This is a genomic window from Mycobacterium sp. TH-M103 (genome assembly GCF_057473785.1).
Genome location: NZ_JBYCLG010000322.1, coordinates 1 through 10,936, shown reverse-complemented (window position 1 = coordinate 10,936; position 10,936 = coordinate 1). Strand labels below are relative to the sequence as shown.

At 69.3% G+C, this 10,936-nt stretch carries 9 protein-coding genes and 1 pseudogene; 7 read left to right on the top strand and 3 right to left on the bottom strand.

Annotated features, from left to right (window positions below; translation table 11 throughout):
- The 4 genes and pseudogenes from AC2VOR_RS17840 to AC2VOR_RS17825 form a co-directional block, all read left to right on the top strand.
- Positions 1–181: pseudogene (locus tag AC2VOR_RS17840) on the top strand (energy-dependent translational throttle protein EttA); the annotation flags it as partial.
- 51 nt (positions 182–232) lie between these two features.
- Complete coding sequence (locus AC2VOR_RS17835; protein ID WP_486964236.1) at positions 233–5,086, top strand: NAD-glutamate dehydrogenase; 4,854 nt, start codon at positions 233–235, stop codon at positions 5,084–5,086.
- The gene (locus AC2VOR_RS17830; protein ID WP_486964235.1) at positions 5,083–5,496 is read left to right on the top strand and encodes an acyl-CoA thioesterase; all 414 of its coding nucleotides are present in this window, start codon (positions 5,083–5,085) and stop codon (positions 5,494–5,496) included. The genes AC2VOR_RS17835 and AC2VOR_RS17830 overlap by 4 nt, the downstream gene beginning before the upstream one ends.
- On the top strand, positions 5,484–6,179 hold the full coding sequence (locus AC2VOR_RS17825; protein WP_486964234.1) for a DUF8010 domain-containing protein: 696 nt from the start codon (positions 5,484–5,486) through the stop codon (positions 6,177–6,179). The genes AC2VOR_RS17830 and AC2VOR_RS17825 overlap by 13 nt, the downstream gene beginning before the upstream one ends.
- A gap of 79 nt (positions 6,180–6,258) precedes the next feature.
- Here the strand turns inward: AC2VOR_RS17825 and AC2VOR_RS17820 are convergent, their stop codons facing one another.
- Complete coding sequence (locus AC2VOR_RS17820) at positions 6,259–7,833, bottom strand: glycoside hydrolase family 13 protein (protein ID WP_486964233.1); 1,575 nt, start codon at positions 7,831–7,833, stop codon at positions 6,259–6,261.
- Entirely contained in the window at positions 7,833–8,222 is a 390-nt protein-coding gene (locus AC2VOR_RS17815; protein WP_486964232.1) for a globin, read from the bottom strand. The genes AC2VOR_RS17820 and AC2VOR_RS17815 overlap by 1 nt, the downstream gene beginning before the upstream one ends.
- A 153-nt stretch (positions 8,223–8,375) precedes the next feature.
- Between AC2VOR_RS17815 and AC2VOR_RS17810 the strand changes: the two genes are divergently transcribed.
- The 3 genes from AC2VOR_RS17810 (at position 8,376) to AC2VOR_RS17800 (ending at position 9,773) form a co-directional block, all read left to right on the top strand.
- Positions 8,376–9,023 (top strand): HNH endonuclease, encoded by a 648-nt coding sequence (locus tag AC2VOR_RS17810; RefSeq protein ID WP_486964231.1) that lies wholly within the window; start codon positions 8,376–8,378, stop codon positions 9,021–9,023.
- Between the two features lie 68 nt (positions 9,024–9,091).
- A complete protein-coding gene (gene ctaJ, locus AC2VOR_RS17805) occupies positions 9,092–9,319 on the top strand; it encodes an aa3-type cytochrome oxidase subunit CtaJ (RefSeq protein WP_486964237.1) in 228 nt (75 codons plus the stop codon).
- Positions 9,306–9,773, top strand: coding sequence for a DUF5130 domain-containing protein (locus AC2VOR_RS17800; RefSeq protein ID WP_486964230.1), 468 nt, complete (start codon positions 9,306–9,308; stop codon positions 9,771–9,773). Before ctaJ ends, AC2VOR_RS17800 begins: the two co-directional genes overlap by 14 nt.
- Positions 9,774–9,854: 81 nt before the next feature.
- Here AC2VOR_RS17800 and AC2VOR_RS17795 read toward each other — a convergent pair.
- A partial coding sequence (locus tag AC2VOR_RS17795) for an ERAP1-like C-terminal domain-containing protein (protein ID WP_486964229.1) occupies positions 9,855–10,936 on the bottom strand: 1,082 nt, incomplete at its 5' end.

Sequence of the window (10,936 nt, the reverse complement as noted above, 5' to 3'; positions counted from 1 at the left end):
CTGGTTTCTCGACCGCACCTGCACGCACATCCTGGCGTGGGAGGGCGACGAGGACAACGAGGCCAAGTGGTTCTGGTTCGAGGGCAACTTCGGGGCCTACGAGGAAAACAAGATTGACCGGCTGGGCGCCGAGGCCGCCCGTCCGCACAGAGTGACCCACCGCAAGTTGACGCGCGACTGACGTCGGCCCGCGCTGAGCGCTGACATCCGTCGCAAGTTGGGAGCAATCGGCATGACGATCGATCCCGGGGCTAAGCAGGACATTCAGCCGTGGACCACGTTCTCCGCGGATGAGGACATTCCTGAGTGGATCTCGACGGCCTATCTCGAGAGTTATCGCGGTCCGCACACCGACGAGCCCGGGGAAGCCGGGCCGGTCGATGTGAGCATGCCTGCCGCCATCGTGACGCCGGCGATGCTCGGTGCGCACTACCGGCTCGGCGAGCACCGCCCGGCCGGCGAAAGCTGCGTCGCCGTATATCCCCCGGACGATCCCGCCGGGTTCGGGCCCGCGCTGCAGGTCGTCACCGACCACGGCGGGATGCTGATGGACTCCGTCACGGTGCTGCTGCACCGCCTCGGTGTCGCCTACGCGGCCATCATGACCCCGGTGTTCGAGGTGCGGCGCAGCCCCGAGGGGGACCTGCGCGGCATCGGGCCGAAGCCCGCCGGCGCGTCACCGTATGACGGCGAGGCGTGGATTCACGTGCAGCTGTCCCCGGCCGTCGACACCAAGGCCCTCGCCGAGCTCGAGCGGCTGCTGTCCAAGGTGCTGGCCGACGTCCAGCAGGTCGCCCGCGACGCAACGGATCTGATCGCCGCGCTCGAGCAGGTGACCGCCGCCGTCGAAGCCAACGCCGATGACCATTTCGCCGCACCGGACCGCGACGAAGTGGCCGCGCTGCTGCGCTGGCTGGCCGACGGCAACTTCCTCCTACTGGGCTATCAGCACTGCCGGGTGCACGGCAGCGAGGTCTCCGGCGACGGGTCGCGGGGCCTGGGCGTGCTGAGGACGCGCACCGGTTCGCGGCCACGCTTGACCGACGACGACCAACTGTTGGTCCTGGCCCAGTCCGTCGTCGGCAGCTATCTGCGCTACGGCGCCTACCCGTACGCCATCGCTGTCCGCGAGTACGTCGGCGACGGTGACGGTGCCGGCATCGTCGAGCACCGCTTCGTCGGGCTCTTCACCATCGCAGCCATGAACGCGGACGTGCTGGAGATCCCGATGGTCTCGCACCGGGTCCGCGAAGTGCTCACGATGTCCGACAGCGACCCCGCCTATCCCGGGCAGCTCCTTCTCGACGTCATCCAGACGGTCCCGCGGTCGGAGTTGTTCACCCTGAGCGCCGAGCGGCTGTTGGCGATGGCCAAAGCCGTGGTCGACCTGGGATCCCAGCGGCGCGCGTTGTTGTTCCTGCGCGCCGACCGGCTCCAGTACTTCGTCTCCTGCCTGGTCTACGTGGCCCGCGACCGCTACACCACACCCGTGCGGCGCCAGATCGAGGACATCCTGGTGCGCGAATTCGGCGGGACACGACTCGAATTCACCGCGCGTGTCAGCGAATCCCCTTGGGCGCTGATGCATTTCATGGTGCGGCTGCCCCCGAAACAGGAAGGTGTCGCCGCCGCTCCGATCGACATCTCCGAAGAGAACCGGGTCCGGATCCAGGCGATGCTGAGCGAAGCCGCCCAAACCTGGTCCGACCGGCTGCTCGGCGCCGCGGCCGACGACACCGTCACACAGGCGGACGCCGAGCATTACGCGGCCGCGTTCCCCGAGACCTACAAGCAGGCCGTCGCGCCCGCCGACGCCATCGACCACATCCGCATCATCAACGAGCTGACCGATGACTCGGTCAAGCTGGTGTTCTCCGACAGCGGCGAAGAAGGGCTCGCCCAGCTCACCTGGTTCCTGGGAGGGCACACTGCGTCGCTGAGTCAGTTGCTCCCGATGCTGCAGAGCATGGGGGTCGACGTGCTCGAGGAGCGGCCCTTCACCGTCACCCGGGCCGACGAGCTGCCGGTGTGGATCTATCAGTTCAAGATCTCACCGCACCCGACCATGCCGCAGGCGTCGTCGGAGGAAGAGCGCGAGGCGACGGCACAGCGATTCGCCGACGCGGTCACCGCGATCTGGCAGGGCCGTGTCGAGATCGACCGATTCAACGAGTTGGTGATGCGCGCGGGCCTGGCCTGGCAGCAGGTCGTGCTGCTGCGCGCCTACACGAAATACCTGCGGCAGGCCGGGTTCCCCTACAGCCAGTCCCACATCGAGGCGGTGCTCAATGACCACCCCTCGACCGCGCGCTCGCTCGTCGCGCTGTTCGAGGCGCTGTTCAACCCCCGGGGATCCTCCGGGAGCCGCGACGCGCAATCGGCGGCCAACGCGGTCGCCGCGGACATCGACGCGTTGCGCAGCCTGGACACCGACCGTATCCTGCGTGCCTTCGCGTCGCTGGTGCAGGCCACACTGCGCACCAATTACTTTGTGACGAAAGAGGGTTCGGCCCGCGCGCAGAACGTGCTGGCGCTCAAGCTGGACGCGCAGCTGATCGACGAGCTGCCGCTGCCGCGGCCCAAATACGAGATCTTCGTGTATTCCCCCCGCGTCGAGGGTGTGCACCTGAGGTTCGGTCCGGTGGCCCGTGGCGGGTTGCGCTGGTCGGACCGCCGCGACGACTTCCGCACCGAGATCCTCGGCCTGGTCAAGGCGCAGGCGGTGAAGAACGCCGTCATCGTGCCGGTCGGCGCCAAGGGCGGGTTCATCGTCAAGTGCCCGCCGCTGCCCACCGGTGACCCCGCCGCCGACCGCGACGCCAGCCGCGCCGAAGGCGTGGCCTGCTACCGGCTGTTCATCTCCGGGCTGCTGGAGGTCACCGACAACGTCGACCACGCGACAGGGAAGGTCAACCCGCCGCCGGAGGTGGTGCGGCGCGACGGCGACGACGCCTACCTGGTGGTGGCCGCGGACAAAGGCACCGCCACGTTCTCCGACATCGCCAACGACGTCGCCAAGTCGTACGGGTTCTGGCTGGGCGACGCGTTCGCCTCCGGCGGGTCGGTCGGCTATGACCACAAGGCCATGGGCATCACCGCCAAGGGGGCGTGGGAGGCGGTCAGACGGCACTTCCGGGAGATGGGTGTCGACACCCAGGCCGAGGACTTCACCGTCGTCGGCATCGGCGACATGAGCGGCGACGTGTTCGGCAACGGGATGCTGCTGAGCAAGCACATCAAGCTGATCGCCGCCTTCGACCACCGCCACGTGTTCCTCGACCCGGACCCCGATCCCGAGGTGTCCTGGGAGGAACGCCGGCGGCTGTTCGACCAGGCGCGTTCCAGCTGGGACGACTACGACAAGTCGCTGATCAGCGAGGGCGGCGGCGTGTATTCGCGCGAGCAGAAGGCGATTCCGGTCAGCGAGCAGGTCCGCGCCGCCCTTGGCATCGACGGCGACTCCGAGGAGATGGCCCCGCCCAACCTGATCAAGGCGATCCTGCAGGCCCCGGTGGATCTGCTGTTCAACGGTGGGATCGGCACCTACATCAAGGCCGAATCCGAGTCCGACTCCGACGTGGGGGACCGCGCCAACGACCCGGTCCGCATCAACGGAAACCAGGTGCGCGCCAAGGTGATCGGCGAAGGCGGCAACCTCGGTGTGACGGCGCTGGGTCGCGTCGAGTTCGACCTGTCGGGCGGGCGCATCAACACCGATGCGATGGACAACTCCGCCGGTGTGGACTGCTCGGACCACGAGGTCAACATCAAGATCCTGATCGACTCGCTGGTCACCGCGGGCAAGGTCGACCCGGACGAGCGCAAAGAGCTGCTGGAGTCGATGACCGACGAGGTGGCACGGCTGGTGCTCACCGACAACGAGGACCAGAACGACCTCATCGGCACCAGCCGCTGCAACGCGGCCAGCCTGCTGCCGGTGCACGAACGCCAGATCAAGTTCCTGGTCGAGGAGCGCGGCCTCAACCGCGAGCTGGAGGCGCTGCCGTCGGAGAAGGAGATCCGCCGCCGCTCGGAGGCGGGCATCGGGCTCACCTCGCCCGAGCTGTGCACGCTGATGGCGCACGTCAAGCTCGGCCTCAAGGAGGACATGCTGGGCACCGAGCTGCCCGAGCAGGACGTGTTCGCCTCCCGGTTGCCGCTCTACTTCCCGACGCCGCTACGCGAACGGTTCGCCCCGGAGATCCGTGCGCACCAGCTGCGCCGCGAGATCGTCACCACCATGTTGATCAACGACCTGGTGGACACCGGGGGCATCAGCTACGCCTTCCGGATCGCCGAGGACGTCGGCGTCCAGCCCGTCGACGCGGTCCGCACCTACGTCGCCACCGACGCCATCTTCGGGGTGGGCGACCTGTGGCGGCAGATTCGCGCGGCGGACATACCGGTGGCCCTGTCGGACCGGCTCACGCTGGACACCAGGCGCCTGATCGACCGATCCGGGCGCTGGCTGCTCAACTACCGTCCGCAGCCGCTGGCCGTCGGCGCCGAGATCAACCGCTTCGCCGCGAAGGTCAAGGAGCTGACCCCGCGCATGTCGGAGTGGCTGCGTGGTGACGACAAGGCCATCGTGGAAAAGGAAGCTGCCGAATACTCCTTGCAGGGCACGCCGGAGGACCTGGCCTACCTCGTCGCCGCCGGCCTGTACCGCTTCAGCCTGCTCGACATCATCGACATCGCCGACATCAACGAAATCGACGCCGCCGAGGTCGCCGACACCTACTTCGCCCTGATGGACCGGCTCGGCACCGACGGGCTGCTCACCGCGGTGTCCGAGCTGCCCCGCAACGACCGCTGGCATTCGTTGGCGCGCTTGGCCATTCGCGACGACATCTACGCATCGCTGCGCTCGCTGTGCTTCGATGTGCTCGCCGTCGGGGAGCCAGACGAGACCGGCGAGGAGAAGATCGCGGAGTGGGAGCACCTCAGCGCCTCGCGGGTGGAGCGGGCCCGCCGGACGCTGGCCGAGATCCAGGAGAGCGGGGCAAAGGATCTCGCGACGCTGTCGGTGGCCGCGCGGCAGATCCGGCGCATGACCCGCACCAGCGGAAGGGGCTCGTCGAGTTGAGCGTCGGTTACGTCGCGCCCGTGCCGGTGCGCTGGTCGGACATCGACATGTACCAGCACATCAACCACGCCACCATGGTCACGATCCTGGAAGAAGCGCGGGTGCCGTTCCTCACCGAGCCGTTCGCCCTCGACATCGCCACGGTCGGGTTGCTGATCGCCGACGTCCGGGTCACCTACAAGGCGCAGCTGCGGCTCGCCGATTCGCCTCTGCAGGTGACCATCTGGACCAAGCGGTTGCGGACGGTCGACTTCACGCTGGGCTACGAGGTGCGTTCGGTCGGCGCCGCCCCCGATTCCAAGCCGGCCGTCATCGCCGAGTCGCAGCTGGCCGCGGTCCACATCGTGGAGCAGCGACTGGTGCGGCTCTCACCACACCAACGGGAGTACTTGCAACGGTGGCTGAGGTAACAGGAGGCGGAGCCGAGCGGGGGCTGTGGCTGGGGCCGCAAGGCGGTGCCGCCCAGCGGGCGGACCTGGCCACGTTCGTCGATCGCGCGCTGCGACTCGACGACGCGGCGGTGATCCGGTTGCGCGCTCGCGCTGGTGGGCTGGTGACCGCCTGGGTGGCAACGGGTTTCGACGTACTGGCCTGCCGCGTGGTGGGGGGCACCGTGCGGCCCGCCGACCTGTCGGTGGCCGCGGACGCATTGGCGCGCGGCCTGGCCGCGATGGACGCCTCGGGCTACGTGGATCCGGGCTTTTCGATGGACTCGGCCTGGCGGGGTGCGCTGCCCCCGGAATCCGGCTTCATCCACGTCGACGACGTGCCGGCCCGGGTGATGCTGGACCTCGCCGAGCGCGGCGCGCGACTTGCCAAGGAGCACAGCAGTTCCCACGGCCCGCCCGTCTCGCTGCTCGACCAGGAGGTCATCCAGGTCAGTTCGGCCCAGGCCCCGGAAGATGCCTCGGTGGGGTTGCCGATGCGGTGCGTGTTCGCCATGACCGCAATGGGATTCCTGCCGCAGCAGGCGGACGCGATCCCCGCCGAGGAGATCGTCCGCGTCCGCGTCATGCCCAACTGGCTGCGCATCGACGCCAGGTTCGGTTCGGTGTACCGGCGTCGCGGCGCCCCGGCGCTGGTGCTGCGCTGAGAACGCAGTCGTGGCCGATTCCGGCTGGGCCGGCTCCGATCACCGTCCACGCACAGGGCCCGATCCTCGTAACTTCGGACTAGACGAGCCACGCCGCGGCGTCGGGCGGCAAGGCACCGCCGGCCGGCGGCACGCTGGCCAGGATGACCTGCCCCTGCGGCAGCGGGATCGGCCGGCTGCCCGCGTTGAGGACGCAACGCAGCCCGCCCGCGCGGCGGCGGAAGATCAGCGCGTCGCGCGGCGCCGTCAGCCAGTCGATCGTGGTGCCCTCGAATTCCGCACGGGCCCTGCGCAACTCAATCGCCCGCCGGAAGAACGACAACGTCGACCCGGCGTCGGCGCGCTGCTTCTCGACGGTCAGCGTCGCCCAGTCCTCCGGCATCGGCAGCCAGGTGTCGGCGGAGCCGGAGAAGCCGAACGGCGGAGTGTCACCCGACCACGGCATCGGGACCCGGCAGCCGTCGCGGCCCCGCTCGGTGTGTCCGGAGCGTTCCCACGTGGGGTCCTGCAGCACCTCGTCGGGCAGGTCGACGTCGGGCAGGCCCAGTTCTTCGCCGTTGTAGACGAACACCGCACCGGGCAGGGCCAGCATCACCATGGCCATGGCGCGCGCCCGGCGCAGCCCGGCCTCCCCGCCGCCGTAGCGGGTGACCTCGCGGCCGACGTCGTGGTTGGACAGCGTCCAGGTCGGGGTGGCGTCGACGAGCGCCGCGGCCGCCAGCGAGTTCTGGATCGCGTCGTGGATCTCGGTGGCGTCGAACTCGGTTCGGGTGAGCCGGAAGTTGAAGCCGAGGTGCAGCTCGTCGGGCCGCAGGTATTCCGCCCAGCGACGGTTGTCGGTGACCCACACCTCGCCGACGGTCATCGCCCCGGGATAGTCGTCGACCACCGTGCGGATGTCGCGGTGGATGGCGTGCACGTTCGGGTTGTTGAAGCGCGGGTCGTCGTCGGTGTGGCGCAACACCGTGCTGCTGTCCTTGGCGTCCGGCAGGCCCTCGGGCTTGGCCATGCCGTGCGCCACGTCGATGCGGAAGCCGTCGACGCCGCGCTCCAGCCAGAACCTCAGCGTCTTCTCGAAGTCGTCGAAGACCTGGGGATTGTCCCAGTTGAGGTCCGGCTGCTCGGCGTCGAAAAGGTGCAGGTACCACTGGCCGGGGTCGCCGTCCGGCTCGACCACCCGCGTCCAGGCCGGGCCGCCGAACACCGACTCCCAGTTGTTCGGCGGCGCCGCCCCGTCGGGGCCTTGCCCGTCGCGGAAGAAATACCGGTCCCGCGCCTCGGTGCCCGGGCCCGCGGCCAGCGCGGCCCGAAACCACGGGTGCTGGGAGCTGGTGTGGTTGGGGACGACGTCCATGGTGACCCTGATGCCGCGCTGGTGTGCGGCCGTCACCAGCCGCTCGAACGCCGCCAGCCCGCCGAACAATGGATCGATGTCGCGCGGATCCGCCACGTCGTAGCCGTGATCGGCCATCGGGGACACCGTGACGGGGTTGAGCCAGATCGCGTCGACACCGAGCTCCTGCAGGTGGTCCAGCCGGGCCGTCAGCCCGTCCAGGTCGCCCACCCCGTCGTCATTGCTGTCGGCGAACGACCGCGGATAGACCTGGTAGAAGATCGCGTTCGACCACCACGGCTTGCCCGTCTCGCCCGCCATCAGATGGTCGTGTTCACGAGCGAGTGGGCGGCCATCTCGAGGTAGTCCAGCAACTCTTTGCGGTGCTCGTCGTCGAGCGTCTGCGAGTCGATGGACGCGACGGCGGTGTGCATGCAGCGCAACCATGCATCCCGCTCGATGGGCGTGATCCGGAATCGGGCGTGGCGCATCCGCAGCCGCGGGTGGCCGCGCTGGTCGGAGTACGTCCGCGGGCCGCCCCAGTACTGCTCGAGAAACATTCGCAACCTTTCCTCGGCGCCCGCCAGGTCGTCGGCGGGGTACAGCTCGCGCAGGATCTCGTCCTCGGGGACCTGCTCGTAAAACCGCGAGACGATCGCGTTGAAGGTTTCGGCACCGCCGACGGCGTCGTAAAAGCTGACCTGATCCATCCCCTCCATTGTGGTGCATGGGGCGGTGGGGGAGGCGCGCCGGGCGCGAACCCGCGCCAAGACTTGCCTGCTGTTCACCGGATGGACACGGCTCACGCGGGGAATAGGGGTGCGATCCGCGGCGAATCATGGTGGACTATCCGCGGAGGATTTATGGCGCAGGGCAAGAGACGCCGCAGCCACCGCATTTCCGGTGCCGCGGCAGGGTCGACCGAGCCAGCGACCGCGTCATGCCTGCACAGTGTTGAAAGTTACCCTCCCCCCCGCCAGGACGGCTCGTCGATCTGGAGCCGGCGGCGGGTGCTGTTGCTCAACTCCACCTACGAGCCGCTCACGGCGCTGCCGATGCGGCGCGCCATCGTGATGGTCATCTGCGGCAAGGCCGACGTGGTGCATCACGACCCGGCCGGACCGGTCATCCACTCGGCGACCAGTTCGATCGTGGTGCCCTCGGTGATCCAGCTGCGGGCGTTCGTGCGGGTACCGTACCGCGCCCGCGTGCCGATGACCCGTGCCGCGCTGATGCACCGCGACCGTTTCTGCTGCGCCTACTGCGGCGCTAAAGCCGACACCGTGGACCACGTGGTGCCGCGCAGCCGCGGCGGCGACCACTCCTGGGAGAACTGCGTCGCGTGCTGCTCGACGTGCAACCACCGCAAGGGCGACAAGCTGCTCGCCGAACTCGGCTGGACGCTGCGCCGGGCGCCGATGCCGCCGACGGGCCAACACTGGCGGCTGCTGTCGACGGTCAAGGAGCTGGACCCGGCGTGGGCCCGCTATCTCGGTGAAGGGGCGGCTTAGCCGGTCCGAGGCCGGTCCGGGTGTCCCGAAAGTCGCCCGGGTGGGATACGGTTTGCGTCGTGAGCCTTATGCAGACCCACCTGTTCTTTATCGGAATCCCGCTGCTGTTGGTGATCCTGCTGGCGGTGCCGATCTTTTCGCGCAAGGGGCCGCACCCCGCGACCTACAAGCTCTCCGAGCCCTGGACACATCCGCCGATCCTGTGGGCCGCGACGGACGAAGCCGTCGGCCACGCGCATGGCGGGCATGACGCATCGAAGTTCTCAGTGGGAGGTGGCGCCAGTGGCACATGGTGAGCTAGCGACGATCGATCAAGGCGACCTGCCCGAGGGCGCCGTCATCACCACCAGCGGACGGATCTCGGCGGTCACCGAGCCCGGCGAACTGTCGGTGAAGTATCCGTTCGCGATCAAGGACCTCGTCGCCATCGACGACGCGCTCAAATACGGCTCGCGGGCCTCGATGGCGCGGTTCGCCATCTACCTGGGCGACCTGGGCAGCGACACCGCCGCACGGGCCCGCGAGATCCTGGCCAAGGTACCGACGCCGGACAACGCGGTGCTGCTCGCCGTCTCGCCCGACCAGCGCGCCATCGAGGTCGTCTACGGCTCTCAGGTCCGGGGCCGCGGCGCGGAGTCGGCCGCACCCCTGGGTGTTGCCGCGGCCGCATCGGCGTTCGAGCAGGGCGACCTGGTCGACGGGCTGGTCAGCGCGATCCGCGTGCTCAGCGCTGGTATCTCACCCGCCTAACGGCGGGTCTACCCGCGAACGTGCGTGTTTGTACGCGACTCGCCGGTCGCTGGCGTACAACCGCGCACGCTCGCGGCTCGTTTAACTGCCGGCCGCGTCGCGTTTGCGGGCCTTCAGGGCCCGCTTGACCCCGGCCTGGCCTTCCAGCACCAGCCTGCGCAGGGCCGGCGGCACCTCCGACTCCGGGGCGCGCAGGAACTCGTCGGCGGCGGCGATACCGGAGTCGCTGATGTCCCAGTGCGGGTACAGGCCGATCACCACGGTCTGGGCGACCTCGCTGGAGCGGCGCGCCCACACCCCGGGTATCGCCTGGAAATAGCGCGCCGCGAACGGTTTGAGCAGCTCGCCCTGCCCCGGCGCCGCGATGCCGGCGATCATCGACCGGGCCGTGATGTTGGCCAGGGTGTCGTCCTCGACCACCTTGGTCCATGCCTCCTCCTTGACCCGCGGCTGCGGCCGGGCGGCCGCTGCCTGGGCCGCGTTCCGCCGGCCGGCGGCCGTCGCGTCGCGCCGGGCCTCGGCATCGATGAACGGGGTCGCCGGCCCGTCGGCGTCGATCGCGCCGGCGGTGGCCAGCGCGGTCACGATGCGCCAGCGCAGGTCTGTGTCGATCTCCAGGCCGGTCAGACCCTGCTCGGCCGGATTCCCGTCGAGCAGGGCCGCCAGCGTCTCGACGTGGCGGGTCGACAGCACCGAGGAGCACAGCGTGTTGACGAACGCGAGCTGGTGGTCGGAGCCGGGCGTCGCGCCGCGCGCCAGCTCCAGCAGCCGGTCGGCGAACGCCGGCCAGCCCTGTTCGCGCGCCCAGCCCGGCTCGGCGTAGGAGGCCAGCGCCGTTTGCGCCTGCATCAGCAGCCGCTGCGCGACGCCGACCTCGGTCTCGGCCTGCACCCCGCCGGACACCAGCGCCACGAAGTCCCGGGCCCGCATCTCGGCCTCGCGGGTCATCTCCCACGCCGCCGACCACACCAGCGAGCGGGGCAGCGGTTCGGCGATGTCGGCGATCCGCTCCAGCGCGGTGCGAAGTGACTCGGCGTCGAGGCGCATCGAGCAGTACGTCAGATCATCGTCGTTGACCAGGACCAGCTTGCCGCGCGAAACACCCACCAGCGCGGGCACCTCCGTCTGCGGTCCCTCGACGTCGAGTTCCTCTCGATGCACCC

Bases quoted from the DNA above. Each gene is read 5' to 3' on its own strand.
- ctaJ (WP_486964237.1), top strand. From the start codon at position 9,092: ATGCAGACCCACCTGTTCTTTATCGGAATCCCGCTGCTGTTGGTGATC.
- AC2VOR_RS17835 (WP_486964236.1), top strand. From the start codon at position 233: ATGACGATCGATCCCGGGGCTAAGCAGGACATTCAGCCGTGGACCACG.
- AC2VOR_RS17815 (WP_486964232.1), bottom strand. From the start codon at position 8,222: ATGGATCAGGTCAGCTTTTACGACGCCGTCGGCGGTGCCGAAACCTTC.
- AC2VOR_RS17820 (WP_486964233.1), bottom strand. From the start codon at position 7,833: ATGGCGGGCGAGACGGGCAAGCCGTGGTGGTCGAACGCGATCTTCTAC.
- AC2VOR_RS17810 (WP_486964231.1), top strand. From the start codon at position 8,376: ATGGCGCAGGGCAAGAGACGCCGCAGCCACCGCATTTCCGGTGCCGCG.